This is a genomic window from Neptuniibacter sp. QD37_11 (assembly GCF_047778105.1).
Classification (GTDB): domain Bacteria; phylum Pseudomonadota; class Gammaproteobacteria; order Pseudomonadales; family Balneatricaceae; genus Neptuniibacter.
In genome coordinates this window covers 2095085-2117075 of the sequence record NZ_CP180552.1, presented here as the reverse complement: position 1 = coordinate 2117075, position 21991 = coordinate 2095085, and the positions used below count along the sequence as shown (strand labels likewise).

Below are 21991 nucleotides of genomic sequence, written 5' to 3'. Positions count from 1 at the left end.
CCGCGGCAGGGAGGCCTCATGAAAATCTCCAGTTCGATGATTGGTTTTAATAGCCAGCACGAAAAACAGATCACCGATTCAGCTCAACAACAGAGCGCTGCGGTTAGTCAGCAAGTGACGCTGTCACCAGAAGCGGCTTCTAACTGGCGAGCGGGAACGAGCGTTGACCTCTCCTACGACGCGCGTATGCGTTCGGAAAAAGCTGCCAGTGTGAATAGCGTAAGTAGTGTGCAATCGACGCAAGGCACCAAACAAATCCAGCAAACACACAATGTAAGCTCTCTGGTTGAAACCGTGTTGCATGAAGGGATGCAGCTTGAACGTTTGGCTATGAACCCACAGATTCCAGTACGGAATATTCAGCTTGCTTCGTTAGAGACGTTTCAGGAGATAGAAGCCCTTAGCGAACAAGATATACAAGCCTTTAGCGATCAAGATATACAAGCTATTAGTACCGAAGAGTTGCAAGCGCGAGCGAGCTTTGAACAGCTCGATATAAATATATCTGATATCACCTTGAATGTAGGTAGACAGGTCGCTGATGAGGTCCGGGTCGAGATAGCGAATCAACGCGTATATACCGAAGAGGAAAAACTCTCGGTAGGCACGCAAGGTGTCATTACTACTGAAGATGGTCGAGAGATCAACTTCCTGTTAGAGCTAGAAATAGAACGTAGCTTTGTCTTGGAAGAACGCTTTAGTGAAGAGCGAGTCGATCGGAGTTTGATCGATCCGTTGGTGATCAATCTCCATGGTGGTGCAGCCGGTTTAACCAATAGCAGTTTCAGCTTTGACCTCAATGCTGATGGCACTGAAGAAGAGATCTCTTTTGTTGCTCAGGGTAGCGGGTTCTTGGCTTTAGACATCAATAATGACGGCCAAATTAATGATGGCTCTGAGCTGTTTGGTACGCAGGGGCAAGATGGTTTCTCTGATCTAGCTAAATATGACTCGGACAATAATCATTGGATTGATGAAAACGATGAGATCTTTAACAAGCTGAAAGTTTGGACCCGTGATGAAGAGGGTAATGATCAGCTAACCAGTCTGAAAGGTGCTGGTGTTGGTGCGATCTATCTGGGCTCAACATCATCTTCATTTGATCTGACCGATGATCAGAACAACCTGTTAGGCCAAGTAAAACGCAGCGGCGTATTCTTATTTGAAGATGGGACTGTCTCCAGTATTCAAGAGTTGGATATAGCGGTACATGAGGAAAATACACCAGCCATTGGTGGTTTAGCCGAGCAGTATCAAGATGCCATTGATCGTTTTGGTCAGGAACAGACCGTAACTAGGGATCAGGAGGTGTTTGACGAGCGTCCTACATTCTTAGATCTGCTGTTAGCTCAAGACCAAGCTGCAGACGAATTAGCTGAGCGAAGAGGTGAAAGTGAAACACGCCAGAGTGTTCGTGCAGAAAGCACCGTAGAGCAGAGAGAAACGAGCCAGAGCCGAGAAGTGACACAAACCGACGGTGAAACAGAGCAAGAGGAAGCAAGGGTTTATGTAGAACATGAACGGCTTTCTGTCTTGCAAGATCTAAGAGAGAGAACAGAGATTCAAATCGCGGATGAGCAGGATAAGTTCGAGTACCTAAAAGCGATTATCGAGACGTTAAAGCAGAGCACTTCTGAGGCTTAAACCTACCGTGTGTTCTAATGATCTATGTTGGAGATTCAAGCTGGTTTAAGAAATCTTGCTTAGCCAACTCAGATAAAATCAGATGACTTTTATCCCTGACATGATCTCTTAGCGCTCTGACTGCAGGAGTAATAGATTGACGGCTAGGGCAGACTAGCCACAGTTCTGTAACCCTTGGACTAAACTCGGGCATCACATTAACGACTTTGCCAGAGAGTAGATCGTTCGAGATATCTAGGCAGGATTTCACCGCAATACCTTGTCCTGAGGTGCACCAGCGTCTAACCAGATCACCGTCGTTGGAAGCTCTGTTCCCCTTCATTTTTATCTTATGAGTTTTATTTCCTTCTGCGCTATTTTTTTGGGTGCTCTTCTCTTCAGTAAATTCCCAAACATCATGGGTAATATCGTGTAGCTGATAAAACAGGCCGTTATGGTTGGTCAGTTCTTGGGGGTGAGTGGGTGTACCGTACTTGGCTAAATAATCGGGTGTCGCGCATAACAATGCCGGTACATCACAGATCTTAAACCCATATAGATTCGCATCAGTAGGCGAGCCGTAACGCAGTGCTAGATCGACAGAGTCACGATAAAAATCGATAGTGCTGTCGCTGATGTTAATTTTGAGACTGATTTTAGGGTGCTGATCGACAAACTCATCTAACCATGGAATGACCAGATTTCGGCCAAGGTCAGATGAGATAGAGATACGAAGTTCCCCCTCAACCACATTGAGATCATCTCGGATATTTTGCTGTGCTAGTTGCAAAGTAAGAAGGGCTTGCTGGCACTGCGGTATATAGCGCTCTCCAGCTGCAGATAGCCTTAGCTGTCGAGTTGTTCTGATAAACAGATCAACACCTAATTGGCTTTCGACTCGTTTTATCGCTGCACTGGCTGTAGCAGTGCGCATATCAAGATTAGCTGCAGCGGCCGTGATACTGCGAAACTCCGCTACTTTCAAAACAACCTGTAGATCTTCTAAAAGCATATTTTCAAAAATTATTTGATAGTAATTCAAGTATTATGCTGTTTATAGCTTGGTAATCAAATACTAATATCTGTTGCAACACATTCAGCCAGATACAGCTGCCTGTTCTTAAACAATGAACCAAGGCAGTGGAGAGAGAAGATGACAAGCCAACAAACAATGAAAGCTATTGGTTACCAAAAATCCCTACCGATTACTGACAAAGATTCATTGGTGGATATTGAATTACCTCAGCCAATCGCAACAGGCCAAGACCTACTAGTGAAAGTACAAGCGATTGCCGTGAATCCGGTTGATTATAAAATCCGTCAACGTATGGCGAATGAAGATGGCAGTTATAAAGTCATAGGTTGGGATGCAGTAGGTGAGGTGATCGCAGTTGGTGATCAGGTCACCGAGTTTAAACCCGGTGATGCAGTGTATTACGCAGGGGACCTGAATCGTGCCGGTAGCAATGCTGAATACCAATTGGTTGATCAGCGCATTGTAGGTCATAAACCAAAGAGCTTGAGTCTATCTGAAGCAGCAGCACTGCCTTTGACAACGATTACCGCCTGGGAGCTATTGTTTGAGCACCTTGAGCTTAAACAACAGCAGCCAAACGAGACGACTAAGACCGATGAAGTTTTACTGGTAGTTGGGGCTTCTGGTGGTGTGGGTTCTATTTTGGTTCAGCTTGCCAAAGCGATCACTGGGGCAACTATTATCGCGACCGCTTCTCGTGATGCATCACGTGAGTGGGTTAAATCTTTAGGTGCGGATTATGTAGTAGATCACACCAAACCGCTTCAAGCGCAAATTGATGCTTTGGATCTTGGGCCGCTTACCCACGTTGCTAGCTTAAATAGCACCGATAGCTATTTTGATGCCTATACTGAGCTGCTAGCGCCGTTTGGTCGAATCGCGATGATTGATGATCCAGCGGAACCGCTAGATGTGATGAAGATGAAGCCGAAAAGCCTCTCTTTGCATATCGAATTTATGTACGCACGTTCGATGTTTAATGCCAAAGATATGGATGAGCAATCTAAACTGCTAAATCGAGTAGCTGATCTGATTGATCAAGGTTTTATCAAAACAACTATAGGTAAAAACCTGGGCACCATTAATGCTGAAAACTTAAAAACCGCCCATGCTGAGTTAGAGGCGGGTCGTTCTATCGGCAAGATCGTACTTGAAGGCTTCTAAGTAAAACCGCTACAGCAGGGAGATTAACGGATGAAAACCATATTAATTACTGGCTCGACTGATGGCATTGGTCTCGCGACGGCTCAGAAGCTTCTGGCGCAAGGGCACCATGTATTGATTCATGGTCGAACACCTCAGAAAGTTGAAAGAGTGATCGACCAATTAGGTCAAAGTTACAGCTCTGAATTAATCTCTGGTTTTACTGCTGATCTCTCTGATTTGAATGCAGTTAAGTCGCTGGCGGATGAGGTCAGTAAGCAATACACTGACATCGATGTTTTGATCAATAATGCCGGGGTATTTAAGGTCGAGCAGCCCGTAACTGATGATGGATATGATGCTCGGTTTATTGTTAATACCATCGCGCCTTACCTCCTGATGAAGCAGTTAAAGTCTGCTTTAGCTAAAGGCAGTAGAGTGATTAATTTGGCCTCGGCCGCTCAAGCGCCAGTCGATATCGAATTTCTTCTGGGTAACAAATCGGCAGACAGAGCTATGTCAGCTTATGCGCAAAGCAAGTTGGCGTTGATCGCTTGGACACGCCACCTTGCGACTGAGCTATCTAATGAGGGCGTATTGGTTGCCTCTGTAAATCCAGGTTCGTTGTTAGCCACCAAAATGGTTAAAGATGGTTTTGGCGTTGCCGGGAACGACATCAGCCAAGGGGCAGATATATTGATCCGCGCCGCTCTATCAGATGAGTTTTCCGATAAAGCGGGGGAGTATTTTGATAATGATTCAGGTGCGTTTGCTCAGCCAGATGAAGGCGCGCTCAATCCGCAAAAAAATGAACAGATTGTGCAGGCGATGGATAGCATCATTCAGCAGTTAGTGGCGTGAGGCTAAATAGGCGCCCGCTGCAACCATAATGGATCCAGCGCTTCTGTTTAGCCTTTTAACACCTTTCTCTGACTGGAAAAAACGCCGTGATTTTGCCGCAAAAATAGCGATCATCATTATTCCAATCATTAATGCTATCAGCGTTAATACAGAGGCTAAGATTATGTCTCCTCCGTTTAGCGCCTCTAAATCCATAAATGTTGGAAGAAAGGCGATGTAAAAGAGGATGACTTTGGGGTTTGAAGCGGATATCAAAAAGCCTTGCACAAATCCCGAAATCGCACCTGATCTAGAATTCTTGTCAGGCTCTGAATCCAGATTTAATGGTGCATTCCACATCTTCCATCCTAGATAGACAAGATAAATCGCCCCGACAATGCGGATTACCGTAAACAGTTCACCCCATTGGTTAGCGATAACGGCGAGACCGAAACAAGCTGCGATTAAGTAGAGAATATCGCTGATGGTCATACCCAAAGCTAGGGATATGCATGAGCGGGCATTAGAGGTCAGAGCTCTTGCTAATATGGCGAATACGCCTGGGCCTGGAGTAACTCCAAAGACTAAAACGGCCAAAAAGAAAGAGATAGCGCTCTCTAATGACATAATGAAACTCTGTGATCGTGTAGCGTTTAAGATAGTAAATATTAGCCAGCCACTATGTGATTTGAGCCTATAAAAGGCAAGGGATTTATCTTCATATTGCTGCTATAAAGTATATCGCGGTCTTACAGTTATTATTTATTGATGCTCTATATTCGTTAAGGCGTTATTTCATGCTTAGCTACATGAAACTATTAATCTTTATCTTTACATCATTTTTCTTTGCGTCAAATTTACTAGCGGCAGATTCGCCCTTGAATGTTCAAAGTTACTATTCATTAGAAACAAACTTTCTTACAACCACTCCTCAATTTAAGAGAGAGTCATGGGAAACTGTAACCCCAGCTAAGCCTTATCATATAGCTGTATTGATTCCACACCTTAATGACCCCTATTGGATTACTGCTAGCTACGGACTTATCTCTCATGCAAAGGAATTGGGTATTCAATTATCACTCTATTCATTTGGGGGATATGGTAATTTTGGGGATCAACGGCACAAGCTTGTCCAGTTATCAAAAGAGGTTGATGGGATCATTTTAGCAACCGTCGATAACGTTAAAATGGACCAAACCCTACAACAGTTAGACTTGCCTGTTATCGGTCTTATTAACGAGATTAAGTCTTCCGCGATTAAAGCGAAAGCGATGGTTTCATATCAAGATGCGGGTTATGCGGCGGGTAAATATGTTGTCGAAGACTCCATTGGCAAAGATATCAATATCGCGTTTTTTCCCGGGCCTAAGCGGTCAGGTTGGGCCGATGATATGTATGAAGGCTTTTTGGCTGCTATTTCAGAGCTTAAACCGGTTAATCAAACCATAACGATATTTCCTCCGCTGTATGGGGATACTCGTCACAAGGTACAAAGATTGCGAGTATCCACCTTAATTAAAGCGAAAGGCCTAGCTCAGATCGATTATATTGTTGGCAATGCTGTAGCCGCGAAAGAGGCGGCGAAAATATTGAGTGATTTAGGTGAAAGTAGTAGTGCAGAGGTTGTCTCTACTTACATCACTCGAGACATTTATGACGATATAAAGAATGGGAATGTTAAAGCGGCTCCCCATGATCAGACACTCGTAATTTGTCAGTTAGCTATAGATATGATGGTTAAGACCTTGAATGGCCAAAAGCCAGGCGTTGATTTTCCTTATCATGCTAAACCTGATTTTCTAATGATCACAAATAGTAATATCAATGAATATAGTTTTTATAAACTCTTTGGTCCTGCTTACTTTGAGCCAGAAGTAACGGAGTTTAGAACTCGATAACAAGATGGTTTATATATAGAAAAGGCGATCAAAGTGATCGCCTTTTGGGGACAGGAGATAGCAATATTAGCGAGTCGCTGTGTTGTAACTCTGAGCGTTGTTGCTATCGACCCAAATTTCTACGCGGCGATTTTTCTCGCGGCCAAGCTTCGTTAAGTTAGAGGCGATCGGCGCCATTTCACCTAAGCCTATCGAGCGTTGAATATTAATTCCGCGAGCAAGTAGCGCTTGTTCAACGGCTCTTGCACGTTGCAAAGACAGTGTTCTATTTATTACTGGGTCGCCAATACTGTCGGAAAAGCCGATCAACGTGGCTTGCTGACCCGGGTTGGATTCAAAGAATTGAATTACACGCTCCAAGTCGCGTACCGCTTTGTTATCTAAAACTACAGTCCCGCTTTTAAAACGGAAGTTTAGGGATAAACGCTGAGCATTCTTAACGGATTGGATATATTCCTGCGGATAGGTATCCGTTAATACAGGCGTGGTCGGGTAGATATTCTGTGAAATAAAACCAGCTTTCTTAACAACATCTTGCCCCTCTTTAGATAGAACAAAGCTGATAAAACGATGTGCTTCCGATTGCGTGCTGATGGTACTTGGCTCGTAGATATAAAGACGACGAACCAGCGGGTAGTCTTCTGTAGAGATCGTGAAAGAGGTTGGGTAGATCGGTAAACCTTTTTCACCATCAGAGATCGCTAGGGCTTTAGCACGTAAAACATAAGGAAGGCCGATAAAGCCAATAGCTCCTGGGGTTTTACTTACGTTATCCGATAGTTCAACGCTGGATTCTAATCGCTCAGCAGCTTCAGAGAGTTTAACCCCGTGCTTTTTAAGCACCATGGATTTAAATGAGTCCCAAGTGCCCGAGTTGCTATCGCGGGCATATATCTTAACCGCTAGATCAGGGCCGCCTAGCTCGCTCCAGTTAGTAATATTACCGGCAAACAGCTTAGCCAGATCTTCTGTACTGAGGTGAGCAATAGGGTTATCTGGATTAACAATGACTGCCAAACCATCCATCCCAATGATGTGTTCGGTACTTTTAGATTTTAGATTGCCGTAACGGCTTTCTAACTGCTCAACTTCTTTGTCTTTGATTCGACGAGAAGCCATCGCAAGGTCAGTTTTATTTTCTTTTAGGGCTTTAAAGCCCGTGCTAGAACCGTGCGCATGAATTGGGATAACCGAGATCTCTTTTTTACCCGGATAAGTAATCTCCAAGTTGTTTTCGACTTCAATATCACTCGCAACTAAAGTGGATTGCTGGGCTCCTTCACTTGCGTAAAACGCTTTTAGCAATTCTGGCGCAAGTACTTCACCGATCGTATTTGAACCTTGGATGCGAAAAGGTGTTGTTTTAACAATCTCTTCAACTTCGACAACGGGTGCAGCTACAACCGGTGCTGGTTGTATTGCTGGTGGAGTAGTTTCAACTTTCTTAATTTCAGTTATGGCTACTTCAACGGCTTTAGCCGGTTGAGCTGTAGGTGTCTCTGCTGTCGGTTTAGGTTGCTCGGTCACCTGTGCTGCTGTGCTTGTAGGTTTCGGCTCACTTATCTCAGCGATTGGTGCTTTAGCTTCTTGTGTTGTGCTAGAAAATTGGAAAACAGCGAAGCCAAATACCAGTAAAACGACTGCGGCAATACCGTAGAAAATAGGTTTGTCGTTTGGCTCTTTATCCGATTTTTGCTTCTCTTGAGTTGGAATAGGAGCTGGCTTTGGCTCAGGTGGTAGCTCGACTTCTTTAGCCAACTCTAGCTCGTCTGCTTCTAGCAGATCTTTATAGATCTTCTGTAGAGAACGGCTTAGCGGTAGCTCACTGATATCTACATTAAGTAAGATCGCTTTGCGGTAGTCTCTTTCGTGGGTAAAGCGGTGTAGATCTATTTTTTCATGGCCCTGTTTTTCCAGCGCGTTCTTAAACTTCCAGATAAGGTCAAAAACAGTAGTCTTCACAGCAATACTCTCATCTATTTGTGTGGTGATCTGTCACGGAGGCGGCTATTGTAGGGGGTAAAGGTTGCTGCAATATGACAGTGCAGACATATAACTTAAGATCTGTATTAATGAGCTAAATTGATCAGTGAGCAGAGTAATAGGGCATGTTACAAGCACATAAGATAGAGCCTGTGGTGCAAGAGGAAGTGACAGGCTGTGGAATCGCCTCTGTGGCCAATATCGTGGGTAAAACATATGCCGAGATGAAACAGATCGCCAATGCAATGGGGATCTTTGCAGACGACAAATCGCTCTGGTCTCAAACCGATTACGTTCGTCAACTTTTGAAGAGCCAGAATGCCTCAGTTTCAAATATAGAAACGCCGTTTAACACTTGGGAAGAGTTGCCCGATTTAGCGCTTTTATCGATTAAGGACTATCAAGAAGAGGGCAAAGATTTTTGGCATTGGGTTGTGTTTCAAAGGCTAGACGGGAAGCCATTTGTGCTGGATTCAGCAAGCTATCTGGACAGCAAGATCAGAACCGATTTTGATCAAATGCAGCCGAAGTGGTTTATCGAGGTTGGGTTACATATGAATAATTCGGAATTTAGGGAAGGCGAGTAAACACTTTACTTATTTATTCGCCTTATCCACTTCTAACGTATTTGGCTTTTATCTGTGACGCTTTTCAGCTTAGTTTCATGTTTAAAAAGCGGTCCAAATTATCCATGAAATATTGATTAATTTTGGACTTGTTTTGGCTTTGATAAGCACCAAAATTATCCGGCTGGTCATTGAGCTTTTGTTGTTTGGCACTGTATTGCTCTAATGCTAATTCATTCTCTTTCCAGAATTCTTGAATTGCTAGCTCTTGAGGATGTATCGAACCATCTTCGAGTTGTGCTAACGGTTTGTTCTCAAGGTGGTTATCGATCATATCTTGTAAGCTGTAAGGACTATTCCCGCTGCTTTTACCAAACAGGTCAGAAAACTCAGAATACAGATCTTTACTTAAGATTTGCATTTCAGCATAAGTCTGTCGGAGATCATGTTGTAAAAACTCTTTGCCTGCGTATTCGAGCAAATTATCTTTAAAGCCAAAAGATGTGTAATCAATCTGTGCATTTTTAAGAGCTACTTGTTCAAGGCTTTGCAGCAATGAAGAGCCTTTATCCGATTCAGAAATAGCTACTGTGTTGGGTGTTGAGGCACCTTCTTCTATTTGAAGGTCAAAGCTTCGCGCTTGGTAGTCTTTTTCTGGACCTGTAGATTCTATATTCACCCAGCTATTTTTCAGCTGATCTACAATTTGAAAGACTTCATCGCTGATAGGCTCGTCTTGATGCTGAAGCCAATTATCAAGATCTTTTGGAAAGCTTTGTAAACGAGTCAGGCTATTATCAAGTCGATTTAAATTAGCCGTTTGGTCCTGCCAAAACTGCTCAATTTTTTTAACGTCAGACTCGCTCAAATGATCCAGGCCGTGAGTCAAAGAATTTCCAGCCTGCGCGTTATCTAACACCTGATGAAAACTAATCTTATCTATGCTGAGATCATTGAACTCTGTAGCTAAGGATGTAACTTGGCTGAGGTATTGGTTGGCGATATCTTGTCGCTCAGCAATCATCTGTTTGTGATATTCAGCAGCTTGTAGAGCAGCATCACTGCCTTCTTGGTTATAGGCTTTCCATTGAGCATGACTTTGATTGCTCCAGTAACTGATGGAACCGGACTGAGCACCAAAACCAATTAAACTGTCTTCACCAATAAGGCCTTCTTTTACCAAATCGTTAGCTTCTGCTGCGAAATCTGTAGCAGCCGTTTTTATTTGATTATTGGTGTTTAATAAAGATGATCCGTAGACAGCGGAGTATGAATTAATGCTAGACATCTAAGGTTCCTTGAATATTAGCTAAATGTATCTTTTGTACATTTTTAAGCATAAATCATTCCAGAACTAGATAGGCCGTAATTATAGGGATTAAGCAGGTTTCTTTGCTCTGAGGGGAAAGGCTCTTCCGCACGAGTGCGGAAGTTTTTTACCGCTATGTTACCGAAGGGAAGTCTGTAAAGTTGTCGAAGCTAGGTTGTAGGTGAATCTATTTTACGTATGAAGGTGGAGTCTTCTTTAGAATAGTTGACGACGATCACTAGCTAGATTTTGCTTCTTCCTCAATCATTCTTGTCTATACTGCTCTAGCAGCTTGGAAAAAGCTTATAGATTTCAGTGCATAACACTCTCCGGCAACAACAAGAATAAGGAAGCGAAGTATGTCACGAGATAAATTTCGGTTGGTAACCCGTAGTGACTTTGATGGTTTAGTTTGTGCAGTTTTGCTTAAACATCTGGATCTGATTGATGATATTAAATTTGTTCATCCTAAGGATATGCAGGATGGGACAGTCGATATAACCTCCAACGACATCACCACAAACCTGCCGTATGTCGAAGCTGCTCATCTTGTATTTGATCACCATCTATCTGAAACCATTCGAAATAAAGGCGAGAGAGAAAACCACATCATCGATCCCGAAGCCCCATCAGCTGCAAGAGTGGTGTGGCTACATTACGGCGGCATCGATGGTTTCCCCGATGAATGGACCGACATGATGGAAGCGGTCGATAAGGGCGACTCGGCGCAATATAACCAAGAAGAAGTTCTGAACCCTAAGGGGTGGGAACTGCTCAATTTCTTGATGGATGCCCGTACCGGTCTTGGCCGTTTTAGAGAGTTTAGAATCTCCAACTACAACCTGATGATGGACCTGATCGATTACTGCAAAGATCACAATATCGATGAGATCCTAGCGCTGCCGGATGTAAAAGAAAGGGTCGACCTTTACTTTGAGCAAGAAGCGAAATTTAAAGACCAGATCAAACGTTGTGCTACCGTACATGGCAACCTCGTTGTTCTAGATCTGCGAAACGAAGAGACTATTTACGCCGGTAACCGTTTTGTTATCTATGCCTTATTCCCTGAATGTAATATCTCCATCCATGTCCTTTGGGGCCTTAAACAACAGAACACTGTATTTGCGACCGGTAAGTCGATCTTTGATCGAGGCTCTAAAACCAATGTGGGCGAGCTGATGCTGAAATATGGAGGTGGTGGACATCACGCTGCGGGTACTTGTCAGGTTGAGAATGACGCCGCTGAATCAACTTTAAATGAGTTGATCGGTCAGATTAATCAAGATGGTTAATATCGTTTATAGAAGAATAAAAAAACCGAGCTAATACCCGCTCGGTTTTTTTATTTAGATCATAGTGACGCTGTATTCCCTATAGGTGATAATTAATTGTTGATCGTTAAATCAGTTATGTAGTTTTAGTCATGCCTAAAGTCTCGCTATTTCTAATAGCCTTATGTCTATCAAGCTTCCTTAGAGCAGAACCCTTTGAAAGAACCCTTCGTTTAGGTTGCGTTCAATGGCCACCGTACATATCTGACAAGTTACCGGGTAAGGGGTTTTTAGCTGAGTTAAGTGATTTGATCGTCACCGCCTCTAATCAACACCTTGATGTTGTGATTATGCCTTGGAAAAGGGTGGTTAAGGGCGTTGATACGGGTGATCTAGATGGCTCGCTTTGTATGTTCAAAACAGAAGAGCGCAAATCACGAATGCACTATATCGAGCCACCGCTTCTGATCGAGCAAACCGTAGTTTTCCATCGCAGAGAGTTTACCCCTGAAATTGAAAAGCTAGCTGACTTAAACAATTACTATCTAGGGATTTTGGATGGCTCAGGTTATCAGAAGGATGAGTTTATTCAGAAACACCCGAAACTAACGGTCGTAAACTCCTTTGAAAATATGTTCAAAATGTTGGCGAAAGGCCGAGTGGATATAGTGCTAGCCGAATATCGTAACGGTATGGCAGTCATAGCGGATACGCCTTCACTCGATTTCGAACAATTCTCCGTATTACCCTACTCCTATCAACATACAGACGTTCATATTGTTATCTCCCACAATGCATTCAATAGTGAGGAGCTAGCAAATAATCTAAACAAAGTCGCAGGAGACGTTATCAAAAGCGCCTCCGCAAAAGCGCTATATGAACGTCATGGTATTTTGGAGCTGCCGGAGCTTAAGCCGCTAACTCCTTAATATCCTTGTCATCGCTTAACGCCTTAATAAGCACCTGCCGCATAATGCAGTTCGTAACTGTGGCTGTAGATTTCGAGAATATTGCCAAACGGATCTTCCATGTAAATCATGCGGTAAGGCTTTTCACCAGGGAAGTAATAGCGTGGTTTAGCCATACGTTTTTTACCGCCAGCTGCGACAATCTTTTCTGCTAGACCTTCGACATCAGGGTCCTGAACGCAGAAGTGGAAGATGCCCGTTTTCCAGTATTCAAAATTATTTTCAGGATTCTCCTGATTTTTGAACTGGAACAGCTCAACGCCAATGCGATCGCCTGTTGATAGGTGTGCGATTCTAAAAGAGCCCCAATTAGGGCCAAACACGTCGGTACACATCTCACCTATGGCACTGTCATCTTCAGTTATCTCAGTTGGTTCCATAATCAGATACCAACCTAGAACCTCTGTATAGAATTTCACTGCGGCTTCAAGGTCAGGTACAGAGATACCAATATGAGAGAACGTACGTGGGTAAGGTTGATTCATCGTTATGCTCCAACAAGATTTATTGGAAGCAGTTTATAAAGAGGCTATCCTTATTAAAAATTATCATTTGAAATCAAAATAATAATTTATTGTTATGATTAATCCGCATCATCTCCGAACTTTTATTACCCTTGTTGAAACGCAACATTTCACGAAAACGGCTGAGTTATTACATATGACGCAACCGGGGGTTAGCCAGCATATTAAGAAATTAGAGGCTCATCTAAATTGCCAGATTATCAGTCGCTTTGGTAAAAAGTTTGAACTCACTGAAGCGGGTGAAGAGTTGTATGAGTTCGCGCAAAAACAGTTTCAGGAAGAGTCCGCTCTTTTAGATAGATTAACAGACGTTCAAGCAGAGACGGGTGAAATTAAACTCGCCTGTTCAGGATCAATGGTGACAAAGCTATACCCTGATCTACTGCAATTACAGAAGCGTTATCCAGATCTAAGCATCAGTATGGAAGCGGCTCCCAATCATGAAATCCTTAAACAGATAAAAGACAACAGAGCCGATCTGGGTTTGGTTACCCAACTGATCAATGATGTTGAATTAGAACAGGGTCTTCTTGGGCATGATCCATTGTGCCTCGTTATACCTAAAGGATTTGACGCCGATTGGGATGGATTAATGGCGTTAGGCTTTATCAATCACCCAGACGGCCACCATTACGCTGTGCAGATATTGGAGAATAATTTTGCTGAACATTTCAGAGGGATGGGAGAGATAAAACAGTCGGGGTATATCAATCAGTTAAGCCAGATCTTACTGCCAGTGGCTGAAGGCTTGGGATTTACCGTATTGCCAGAATCCTCGATTGTGTGGTCTGCTTATTATGAAGCCATCGAAATTGCTGACTTAACCGAAGTTGTGAAAGAGCCTGTCTATCGAGTACAGAAAAAATACCGTCCACTTCCTAAACGTTATGAATTGCTTGAAGGTGTTCTGAAAAAGCACTTTGAAAGCTAAGCGGGTTTTGGCATGTTGATTTTTAGAAGAACCGAAATATTTGATGGTGAGTAAAGCAGCCTAATGAGAAAAAGTTTAAAAAAGAAGATCATCGAAGTCTGCGATAAGAAGATTGCGAGTAAGGGAGACAATGTAGGTATCTCGTTCTATGCATTCTTCAAAAACAAAAATGATGATCCAGACCTATTAATGGAAGCTGCCGAGTGGTGGATCAAAACTCACCAGCTTGATCACTTTGAGAAGGCTGTGAAGATTAGGGAAATGGTTGAGTCTAACTAGCCATAGCACTGTCTACATTACCGTGTGTAACAAGTACCTGTTCTAGTAACCCAAGCATCATCAGCGAGCTTCCTAGATGTGGAAGCACCTCTATGCTGATGTGCTTATTGTTCATCGATGCTTTCTCGGCTTCTTGGGGGATATCTTCATGAACATGTATACCGGCTGATAAAAAGTAGGGCAGTATTTTTATGTCAGTCGATCCTTGTTGGATACACTTTTCTATTGCTTCCTCGATCGAAGGGCGCGCTAATTCTAGAAATGCGGTCTCTATAATCGGGTATTCATTTTCAATCTTTTTCTGGAGTGAAGCCGTTAACTCAAGGACTTCGTTGTTAGAACGTTCACGTCTACTACCGTGGGCCACAATGACGAGTGACTTCATCATATTTCCTGTCAATGTTGGGTTATATGTACAACTAAACTAAGTTCAGAATTGAGCTTTATTCACCCGCCAAGGTTTTCCCTCGCAAGTGTGATAATGCTTACATGTTTTTCTACAGCCTCTGCATGGAAGTCTGTTATTGGAAGGGGTCTTGTTTGTACTAGATGAATCAGGAGTGGTTTTCATGCATCACCGGCTTCTATTGACTGGTTAAGCATTTACTTACGCGGGTGGAATCTGTTTGGATCAGAATTGGGTGAGTAGAAAGCCGTTTTTATTTGATCCTAATTATCCTTACTTAGCTTTCTAAGAGTGGGGGGAATTAAGGGAAATGATCTCATTAAGCCAATTCCCTTTAATGATCTATTCTGCCAGAGCTAATTCTGCCATTTTCATTGTGCTGTCAAAGGATTCGCAGCCTGCAATAAATAAGCCGTTATGGCAGAACATCGCATCGCTTATGCCCGTCTCATCTTGCAGTGCTTTACCGGATAATCCAGCCCATGATTTAGGCAATGATTTTTTATCCTCAAAAGAGCCAGGTTTAACTGGAATGGCCTGAATACGCCACTGACCTGTATCTGAAGGGTAAACGATATACAAAGCCTCTTTTGATAGAGCGTGTACGGTTCTTTTCCAAGGGGTATATTGCTCTAACACAATTACTCGAGGGTCTTCGGCATTCTCTATGGCTTTAGCTACGATATCTTTGGCGCTAATGCCACCGTCAGCCGATGCAATAAAGCGGTTTAACACACGAGAAGCAAAATCAACCGCTTCATCAAAGCCCTCATCGAAATGAGTCTCTTCCTGCCAAGTTGGGTTAAACATAGAGATCGTTTGGCTAAGGCTCACTCCTTTAGCAACGCCGTCACCATAACCGCAATCGATCGCATCAATGGCAGAAACCAGATCAGCATCCACCGCTTGAGCGACTTCAGCATTGCCTTGGCAGATCTCAACGCCATACTTCTGCCAAATCAATCCAAATGAGGAGTAGGGAATACCGTTCTCACGTTCACCGGCACCGCCGCGTTGATGATGATCAAACCGACCTGTGTCAGGGTCATACTCACCCCCGACATCAACCACGATATCAGCCTGACGGATAAGCTCTTCATCACGCGTACGGATCAGCTTAAAAGAAGGAAAAATAGCTCTAAGTGCAGCGATACTAAAAACATCATCTGCATGAAAATTACCGCTGTGCGTTACTATCGTGATATCAGGCATTTCTATTGCGTCATTTGAGTGTGGAAAGAAGGCCGCTAACCAAACCCTCATGGTTAGGCTCGCTATTGCGACGTGATCTTCATCGTCTAATTGATGAGGCGGATACTATACGAAGGTAACAGAGAAGAATAGGGGGCTTCTGTATCTAGTGACTCTAGCTATAACTGCTGATAGTGGTCAGTGTTTATCTGGATTTTTGAGACAGGCATACTCCTTTAATGTCTTAATCTAGCTCCTTAAGCGCTGCAATGACTTTCTTGCGTTGAGCCGTGATTATATCGAGTTTCTTATTCAGGAGGTTTCTTTCTGTTTCATCTTGTTCATCAGCCATTTTTTCTTTTAGTTGTTTCTTTTTCTTTTTTAACTTTTGCTGGATGTCTTTAAGGCATCTCTTTCGTTCACCCTTTTTCAGCTTCTCATCGTTGAGATATTCTTGGGTGATTTCTAAAAGCTTAAGCAGTTTCACAATCTTAACTCCAATCAATCCATAATGAGATATTATTTGCTTTCTTCGAGAATTTCGGCAACTTCATCATCGTTAAGTGCCACGCTGCGCACCGCCTCATTCATATCCAAATTTCCACTAGCGAATAGGGACTCACCCATTTGGATCAGGTTTTTGGCAACACCATAAGCATAGTTGGCGTCATTCATCATTGATGTTGCCATGACTGCAGTGATTTTTTTGTCGCGAATCAGCCTTTCCATCTCACCGTTTACAGTCACGTCATTTGCTTTCATATCAAGCTTTAGATTATCTAGAGAAAGAATGTTTGAAGAGTCTTCGTCATCATTGCGAATATTATCCAGTTCACGCATCAGGTTACCCAGTTGAATACGGAACTTGTTGTATTCTGCTCGGATATGACAGTTTGGGGAGAGAATGTACTGTGAAAGGTTTTTGTTCATGTGCTTGGTATCTTTAATTGCCTCCACAATGTCTCGCCCTGCTGCGCGCAGCCTGAACAGCTCATCACTTTGTTCCGGGGTCATATTCGATTGCGCGCTACTGATGAACTTTACGATGTCACTGTAGAGCCCTTTGATACTCTTTTCATACTCGTCGTCAAAATCGATTGGAATCACGTTATTGTCTTGTCTGACGACATCTTCAAGATCTTTATCCGACAAAATATCATCTCGATGTAAACTCAAGCCGTGGGCGAGGATGGCGAATGCGTTGTCATACAATCTCAATGTCTCTTTACGCACTGCCTCTATCGCTGTGTCTGGTAGCTCTTCAACTGCCTCATTGAGATAGATAGGTTTTTCTCTGGGCTGCATTGTTTCAGGCATAGCTTTAATCAAAGAGTTGGCCAGTTTCTCGATGAAAGGCATCATCGCAACCACACCGATTGCATTGAAAATGGTGTGAAATACGGCCAGCTTCAAGGTGTAATCATCTGCGTCAATACCAACCCAAGCACTGAACCCATCTACAAGATTGGCAATCTGGTAGATAAACACAATGGCGATGAACGCAGTGACAATATTAAATATCAAGTGGGCTACAGCAAGACGTTTACCCTGCACATTGGCACTCAACGAGCCAATGATGGCCGTGATAGTGGTACCTATATTGGCACCAATTGCTAAGGCCAAAGCGTTTTCATAGGTGATTTGCTGTGCCGCCAGCGCGGTAATTATGATTACCAAGGTTGCATGACTGGACTGCATAATCACAGTCGCGGCGACACCAATAAGGGTGAAAAGCATAATCCCGGCATAGCCCGAAACAGCAAAAGCTGTCAGATCAATGGTATCGCGAAAGGCCTCAAAACCCTCTTTCATATGGTGGATGCCAAGGAATAGGAAACCGAGCCCCGCAAGAATATAGCCGATGCCATTCATCGTTCTCGATTTCTGGAAAATCAGAATAACTCCGAATACCAGCATTGGCATAGCGTAGGCGGAAATCTTTACCTTCATGCCCAAGCCAGCAATTAACCAAGCGCCGGTGGTAGTGCCAAGGTTGGCACCAAAAATAATTCCTATTCCGGCGGCTAAGCCAATAAGACCGGCACTTAAGAAAGAGATAGTAATAACTGAAACCAATGAGCTGGATTGCATAACAGAGGTGCTGACCACACCAAATGTCAGTGATTTCCATGGACCATCGGTCGTTTTTCGCAGTATTCGCTCCAATACTCCGCCAGTGAAGGATTTGAAGCCTTCTTCAAGGGCAAGCATCCCGAAAAGGAAAATAGCAACGCCGGCAGCAATTTCCTTGAAGTTCGGACTGATCCAGAAACCCCAAGCCAAAATCGCAAGCATGGTGAATAAAATTATCTTCCTGAACATTTACGAGAGTTGCCCCTTTCGATTTTTAAAAATAACCAGTCTAAAAGGTAGAATTACATTGAGTATTTAACTTATTGAAAAATAGGCTATATCTATATTTCTAGCATCATTCCTCGTAATGTGAAGAAAAGAATGGCTGCCATGATGCCTGCCGCGGGGACGGTGATGACCCAGGCCGCAGCGATTTTTAACAATGCCGAACGTTTAACTAACTCCGTACGGTAGATTTTTTTCAGACTTTTGCGCTCTTTCTTGTTCAGTTCAGCAGACGCTTTGTGCTCTTTTAGCTGTTTAAGCAGCAGGCCTTTTTCTTCGATGCTCGCATTCTCGAATGTATCGATGAACTGCTGAACCTTCTCTTCGTCTTCTTCTGGATGGTGTGCGTGTATCTCTGCGATTTTCTTCGCATAGTTGGCTTTCAAATACTCACGCAAGAAGCCAACACCGAAAACACCACCAACGGCAATATGGGTTGAAGATACTGGTAGTCCTAGCTGGGAAGCTATGATTACGGTAATCGCTGCTGCCATTGCGATTGAGAAAGCGCGCATCTGGTTGAGTTCTGTGATTTCAGAACCTACCGTTTTGATCAGTTTCGGACCGTATAAGGCTAAGCCAAGCGCGATACCAAGGGCACCAATCATCATTACCCATATTGGAATACTGGCCTTGGCAGATACTTCACCACTCATAATGGCATCATTTATGGCTGCAAGCGGGCCAACCGCATTAGCAACGTCATTCGCACCATGAGCAAAGCTCAACAGTGCCGCGGCAAAAATCAAAGGAATGGTAAATAAAGAGTTAACGGCATCCTTAGTGTTCTCAAGTTTATCGGCAGCAGATTTGATCATGGGTTTTACAATTACATAGACGACAGCCGCTGCTGCTGCACCAATAATTGCCGCAGTGGCAAAGTCTAGCTTCCAGATTTTCTTCAGACCTTTCAGGGCAAGGTAAGTAGAGAATGCCCAAGCCATGACAGTCACTAAAATAGGCACCCATTTTTTCGCTGCGGCAATCATGTCGCTTTGATACGTAATGTTCTTTTTGATGAACATAAGGAAGGAGGCTGCAATCACCCCACCCATAACCGGAGAGATAACCCAGCTGGCGGCAATCATGCCCATTTTGTCCCAGTTGGCGACGGCAACGCCCCCAGCAGCCATACCGGCACCTAATACGCCACCCACAATGGAGTGGGTAGTCGAAACAGGTGCACCTAATGACGTGGCGATATTAAGCCATATAGCCGCAGAGAGAAGGGCGGCCATCATTAGCCAGATAAACGTATCCGCATCCTGAATTATTTCAGGATTAATGATCCCTTTTTTGATCGTACTAACGACATCACCACCGGCCAGTAAAGCCCCCGCAGCTTCGAAAACTGCAGCAATGATAATGGCACCGGTCAATGATAATGCCTTGGAACCAACGGCTGGACCAACGTTATTTGCCACATCATTAGCACCGATATTCATCGCCATATAACCACCGATCATGGCCGCTGCAACAAGCATTATTCCGTTTGGAACGTTACCCACTGTCGAGTAACTGTACATAATGACCCCTACAATGAAGAGGATTGCGTAGCCCAGCCTGACGATTTCAGGTCTGCCGAAGAGTGTAGCCTGCTCTAGTTTGTCGAGTTGGTTGATATCCACTTCTGTTTTACTCCTCAGGTTCATGAATAAATGGACGAATTATCAGGAATTATCATGTAGCCCCGAAGTGTTCCGTTCGTCACGAAATAGAAATATATGATTAACAAATTTAACTTTCTGTATGGTTTAAAACCATTGAGTAGATCAATAAAACAGGCTTTAAATAAATCCGAGAAGGTGAGTTTTTGGTAAATGGGAGTCAGATTTTTAAAGGGGGGATCGGAGCAATGGTTTTTCCTAGCCGCAGCCGTCCGGTTAAACATATTTTGCTATGTGCTTTGAATATCCTGTAATGCTAGACTGAGAACAGAAATTAATCGGAGGCTCTATGTCAGCTGCATTCGAAAGAGTTATTGATGAAATAGACTCCTTGTCCCCAAAGGAGAAGGCGCTTGTAGCTCATCGTCTGATTGAATCACTGGATTCGGCACAGGATGAGGGTTCTGAGCAAGCTTGGAAAGAATTAGTTGAAAAGCGTCATGATGCTTTGTTATCTGGCGAAGCTAAAGCGATATCTTGGGAAGAGATAAAACAGCAGGTAAAGTAAAGGGCTAGGATGCCAGAGATCAAATTTCACCCGGATGTGAGCCAAGAAGTCAGAACTGCATACCAATGGTATGAAGAGCAAGCCCAAGGGTTAGGCGATGACTTTCTTATCTAGCTTGAATATTCATTTAGGCTTATCCGAGAACAACCAATTACGTGGCCTGTTTTTAGTGCAAGAACACGTCGGTTCCTTCTAAATAAATTCCCTTTTTCAGTCATCTATACCCCATCTACAGAAGTCATTTTGGTCTTGGCTGTTATGCATAACCGGCAAAAGCCGGGGTATTGGGAGGAGCGGAAAGGTGTATAGGTTGGGAATAAATTTTTTACTTTGAAGCCTTTAATATGTTTTGATGTAGGCTATTTGGTAGTGGACCAAAAATCAGCAAGTTCTGCACAATGCAAGACCTAATCCCATTGTTATGCTGTATCTAGTGATTGGTAGTTACAACAACTGATAGTGGTTAGTATTGCGCTTAATCACAGTAACCACTTTTACCCTTTTAATTTTCCGGTTCGAGGTACGTCAGATCTCTTTGGTATGTTGAAAAAAGTTTATCTATTTCACCCTCCTTTATAAGCTGATGTAAATTCCTATTTAGAGCGTTTAATAGCTCTGAGTTACCCTTTTTTACGGATATACCAACCGGAGCTCCTTGTTCACTTAGTTCTATAATCTTAACTCTAATCCCTATATCTTTTGCTAAGTAATACCCTACTGAACGAGGCATAATTGCTGCAGCAATTAAGTCTTTATTGAGTAAGTTCATGGACTCTCTCTTACTATCAGTTTGCATTATTCTGAAAGAATCTCTAACACGTTGATTCGTCCAATTGTTTTCGATTAGAGAGTGTCTATCGCCCGATATTATCTGACCATATAAATCATTTACTTCAGTTAGATCAGTTCTGTCTGCTTTAACAAAAATTGCGGTATAGCGATTGTAGTAGGGGTAAGAGAAGTCAAAGTATTTTAGCCGCAATTCATTTATCTCCATGCCTATTACGCAATCCAATTCAGAAAAGCGAAGTAAGCTTACGATATCGTCCCAATGACCATGTTTAATCGATAAATTGAGATTTCCCCTTTTCGCAATCAATTTTATGACGTCAACATCAATCCCGGAGTATTTATTCTGTTCTAAATACTGAAAAGGGGGATAGCCAATGGCCATACCACAAAGAATTGGGTCATCTTCATTAGCCAGGCCTGATAGGGGCATTAATAAAAATAGAAGAGCTAAAATGCTTGTGAGGCTTTTACTAGCTTTTAGAGACTTACTCCCTTTTATCGAATCTACTGCATTCACTTTTATGGCTTCTCCAAAGGGGCATGTCTACTAATTGTAGCTGAAGTGTGAAGTGAAGAATAAAAGATTATAGGGACTATTTTTCATTCTTATTAATGGCCAGGTGAGTTCATCAAATATAAAAAAACCGAACCCAAAAGGTTCGGTTTTTTTTCTAGCAACTAGCCTCTAAAACTAGTAG

21 protein-coding genes are annotated in these 21991 nt (G+C 43.1%); 10 read left to right on the top strand and 11 right to left on the bottom strand.

Annotated elements, in window-relative coordinates:
* Positions 1–18 precede the first annotated feature (18 nt).
* Positions 19–1644: a hypothetical protein gene (locus ACMXYT_RS09660; RefSeq protein WP_415911365.1), complete on the top strand. Its 1626-nt coding sequence runs from the start codon at positions 19–21 to the stop codon at positions 1642–1644.
* 22 nt (positions 1645–1666) lie between these two features.
* On the opposite strand, the gene ACMXYT_RS09655 is transcribed toward ACMXYT_RS09660, so the two are convergent.
* Positions 1667–2665: a LysR substrate-binding domain-containing protein gene (locus ACMXYT_RS09655; RefSeq protein WP_415898494.1), complete on the bottom strand. Its 999-nt coding sequence runs from the start codon at positions 2663–2665 to the stop codon at positions 1667–1669.
* Positions 2666–2794: 129 nt separating this feature from the next.
* On the opposite strand from ACMXYT_RS09655, the gene ACMXYT_RS09650 reads away from it, so the two are divergent.
* Positions 2795–3823: a zinc-binding alcohol dehydrogenase family protein gene (locus tag ACMXYT_RS09650; RefSeq protein WP_415901112.1), complete on the top strand. Its 1029-nt coding sequence runs from the start codon at positions 2795–2797 to the stop codon at positions 3821–3823.
* Positions 3824–3853: 30 nt separating this feature from the next.
* Positions 3854–4663, top strand: coding sequence for an SDR family NAD(P)-dependent oxidoreductase (locus ACMXYT_RS09645; RefSeq protein ID WP_415898493.1), 810 nt, complete (start codon positions 3854–3856; stop codon positions 4661–4663).
* Here the strand turns inward: ACMXYT_RS09645 and ACMXYT_RS09640 are convergent.
* Entirely contained in the window at positions 4652–5269 is a 618-nt protein-coding gene (locus ACMXYT_RS09640; RefSeq protein WP_415898492.1) for a LysE family translocator, read from the bottom strand. The genes ACMXYT_RS09645 and ACMXYT_RS09640 overlap by 12 nt on opposite strands.
* 170 nt (positions 5270–5439) lie before the next feature.
* Between ACMXYT_RS09640 and torT the strand changes: the two genes are divergently transcribed.
* Positions 5440–6540: a TMAO reductase system periplasmic protein TorT gene (gene torT, locus ACMXYT_RS09635; protein WP_415898491.1), complete on the top strand. Its 1101-nt coding sequence runs from the start codon at positions 5440–5442 to the stop codon at positions 6538–6540.
* 66 nt (positions 6541–6606) lie between these two features.
* Here the strand turns inward: torT and ACMXYT_RS09630 are convergent, their stop codons facing one another.
* Entirely contained in the window at positions 6607–8502 is a 1896-nt protein-coding gene (locus tag ACMXYT_RS09630) for a phosphate ABC transporter substrate-binding/OmpA family protein (RefSeq protein ID WP_415898490.1), read from the bottom strand.
* A gap of 146 nt (positions 8503–8648) precedes the next feature.
* Here ACMXYT_RS09630 and ACMXYT_RS09625 point away from each other — a divergent pair, with 146 nt between their 5' ends.
* Positions 8649–9110 (top strand): hypothetical protein, encoded by a 462-nt coding sequence (locus ACMXYT_RS09625; protein ID WP_415911364.1) that lies wholly within the window; start codon positions 8649–8651, stop codon positions 9108–9110.
* A 64-nt stretch (positions 9111–9174) separates the two neighbouring features.
* Here the strand turns inward: ACMXYT_RS09625 and ACMXYT_RS09620 are convergent, their stop codons facing one another.
* Positions 9175–10377 (bottom strand): hypothetical protein, encoded by a 1203-nt coding sequence (locus ACMXYT_RS09620; protein WP_415898488.1) that lies wholly within the window; start codon positions 10375–10377, stop codon positions 9175–9177.
* A gap of 380 nt (positions 10378–10757) precedes the next feature.
* Here ACMXYT_RS09620 and ACMXYT_RS09615 point away from each other — a divergent pair, with 380 nt between their 5' ends.
* Both ACMXYT_RS09615 and ACMXYT_RS09610 read left to right on the top strand, forming a co-directional pair.
* Entirely contained in the window at positions 10758–11690 is a 933-nt protein-coding gene (locus tag ACMXYT_RS09615; protein ID WP_415898487.1) for an exopolyphosphatase, read from the top strand.
* A gap of 131 nt (positions 11691–11821) precedes the next feature.
* Complete coding sequence (locus ACMXYT_RS09610; protein ID WP_415898486.1) at positions 11822–12598, top strand: substrate-binding periplasmic protein; 777 nt, start codon at positions 11822–11824, stop codon at positions 12596–12598.
* Between the two features lie 23 nt (positions 12599–12621).
* Here the strand turns inward: ACMXYT_RS09610 and ACMXYT_RS09605 are convergent, their stop codons facing one another.
* On the bottom strand, positions 12622–13122 hold the full coding sequence (locus tag ACMXYT_RS09605) for a lactoylglutathione lyase family protein (RefSeq protein ID WP_415891779.1): 501 nt from the start codon (positions 13120–13122) through the stop codon (positions 12622–12624).
* A gap of 94 nt (positions 13123–13216) precedes the next feature.
* Between ACMXYT_RS09605 and ACMXYT_RS09600 the strand changes: the two genes are divergently transcribed.
* Both ACMXYT_RS09600 and ACMXYT_RS09595 read left to right on the top strand, forming a co-directional pair.
* Complete coding sequence (locus tag ACMXYT_RS09600; protein ID WP_415898485.1) at positions 13217–14092, top strand: LysR family transcriptional regulator; 876 nt, start codon at positions 13217–13219, stop codon at positions 14090–14092.
* A 63-nt stretch (positions 14093–14155) separates the two neighbouring features.
* The gene (locus ACMXYT_RS09595) at positions 14156–14371 is read left to right on the top strand and encodes a DUF6500 family protein (RefSeq protein ID WP_415898484.1); all 216 of its coding nucleotides are present in this window, start codon (positions 14156–14158) and stop codon (positions 14369–14371) included.
* On the opposite strand, the gene ACMXYT_RS09590 is transcribed toward ACMXYT_RS09595, so the two are convergent.
* The 5 genes from ACMXYT_RS09590 to ACMXYT_RS09570 all read right to left on the bottom strand — a co-directional run bounded on the left by ACMXYT_RS09590 (position 14364) and on the right by ACMXYT_RS09570 (position 19954).
* On the bottom strand, positions 14364–14756 hold the full coding sequence (locus tag ACMXYT_RS09590; RefSeq protein WP_415898483.1) for a sirohydrochlorin chelatase: 393 nt from the start codon (positions 14754–14756) through the stop codon (positions 14364–14366). The genes ACMXYT_RS09595 and ACMXYT_RS09590 overlap by 8 nt on opposite strands.
* Before the next feature lie 363 nt (positions 14757–15119).
* Positions 15120–16040, bottom strand: coding sequence for an MYG1 family protein (locus tag ACMXYT_RS09585; protein WP_415905679.1), 921 nt, complete (start codon positions 16038–16040; stop codon positions 15120–15122).
* A gap of 172 nt (positions 16041–16212) precedes the next feature.
* A complete protein-coding gene (locus tag ACMXYT_RS09580; protein ID WP_415898481.1) occupies positions 16213–16455 on the bottom strand; it encodes a hypothetical protein in 243 nt (80 codons plus the stop codon).
* Between the two features lie 32 nt (positions 16456–16487).
* Positions 16488–18290: a Na/Pi cotransporter family protein gene (locus ACMXYT_RS09575; protein WP_415898480.1), complete on the bottom strand. Its 1803-nt coding sequence runs from the start codon at positions 18288–18290 to the stop codon at positions 16488–16490.
* A 92-nt stretch (positions 18291–18382) separates the two neighbouring features.
* Positions 18383–19954 carry an inorganic phosphate transporter gene (locus tag ACMXYT_RS09570; RefSeq protein ID WP_415898479.1) on the bottom strand — a complete coding sequence of 524 codons (1572 nt, stop codon included), beginning with the start codon at positions 19952–19954 and terminating at the stop codon, positions 18383–18385.
* 328 nt (positions 19955–20282) lie between these two features.
* Here ACMXYT_RS09570 and ACMXYT_RS09565 point away from each other — a divergent pair, with 328 nt between their 5' ends.
* Positions 20283–20501 (top strand): addiction module protein, encoded by a 219-nt coding sequence (locus ACMXYT_RS09565; protein ID WP_415898478.1) that lies wholly within the window; start codon positions 20283–20285, stop codon positions 20499–20501.
* Positions 20502–21003: 502 nt separating this feature from the next.
* Here ACMXYT_RS09565 and ACMXYT_RS09560 read toward each other — a convergent pair.
* The gene (locus tag ACMXYT_RS09560; RefSeq protein WP_415898477.1) at positions 21004–21810 is read right to left on the bottom strand and encodes a transporter substrate-binding domain-containing protein; all 807 of its coding nucleotides are present in this window, start codon (positions 21808–21810) and stop codon (positions 21004–21006) included.
* Positions 21811–21991: the final 181 nt, after the last annotated feature.

Coding starts and splice junctions, on each gene's coding strand:
- ACMXYT_RS09600 (WP_415898485.1), top strand. CDS start 13,217: ATGATTAATCCGCATCATCTCCGAACTTTTATTACCCTTGTTGAAACG.
- ACMXYT_RS09625 (WP_415911364.1), top strand. CDS start 8,649: ATGTTACAAGCACATAAGATAGAGCCTGTGGTGCAAGAGGAAGTGACA.
- ACMXYT_RS09565 (WP_415898478.1), top strand. CDS start 20,283: ATGTCAGCTGCATTCGAAAGAGTTATTGATGAAATAGACTCCTTGTCC.
- ACMXYT_RS09610 (WP_415898486.1), top strand. CDS start 11,822: ATGCCTAAAGTCTCGCTATTTCTAATAGCCTTATGTCTATCAAGCTTC.
- ACMXYT_RS09650 (WP_415901112.1), top strand. CDS start 2,795: ATGAAAGCTATTGGTTACCAAAAATCCCTACCGATTACTGACAAAGAT.
- ACMXYT_RS09585 (WP_415905679.1), bottom strand. CDS start 16,040: ATGAGGGTTTGGTTAGCGGCCTTCTTTCCACACTCAAATGACGCAATA.
- torT (WP_415898491.1), top strand. CDS start 5,440: ATGCTTAGCTACATGAAACTATTAATCTTTATCTTTACATCATTTTTC.
- ACMXYT_RS09620 (WP_415898488.1), bottom strand. CDS start 10,377: ATGTCTAGCATTAATTCATACTCCGCTGTCTACGGATCATCTTTATTA.
- ACMXYT_RS09605 (WP_415891779.1), bottom strand. CDS start 13,122: ATGAATCAACCTTACCCACGTACGTTCTCTCATATTGGTATCTCTGTA.
- ACMXYT_RS09615 (WP_415898487.1), top strand. CDS start 10,758: ATGTCACGAGATAAATTTCGGTTGGTAACCCGTAGTGACTTTGATGGT.
- ACMXYT_RS09660 (WP_415911365.1), top strand. CDS start 19: ATGAAAATCTCCAGTTCGATGATTGGTTTTAATAGCCAGCACGAAAAA.
- ACMXYT_RS09590 (WP_415898483.1), bottom strand. CDS start 14,756: ATGAAGTCACTCGTCATTGTGGCCCACGGTAGTAGACGTGAACGTTCT.
- ACMXYT_RS09575 (WP_415898480.1), bottom strand. CDS start 18,290: ATGTTCAGGAAGATAATTTTATTCACCATGCTTGCGATTTTGGCTTGG.
- ACMXYT_RS09640 (WP_415898492.1), bottom strand. CDS start 5,269: ATGTCATTAGAGAGCGCTATCTCTTTCTTTTTGGCCGTTTTAGTCTTT.
- ACMXYT_RS09645 (WP_415898493.1), top strand. CDS start 3,854: ATGAAAACCATATTAATTACTGGCTCGACTGATGGCATTGGTCTCGCG.
- ACMXYT_RS09595 (WP_415898484.1), top strand. CDS start 14,156: ATGAGAAAAAGTTTAAAAAAGAAGATCATCGAAGTCTGCGATAAGAAG.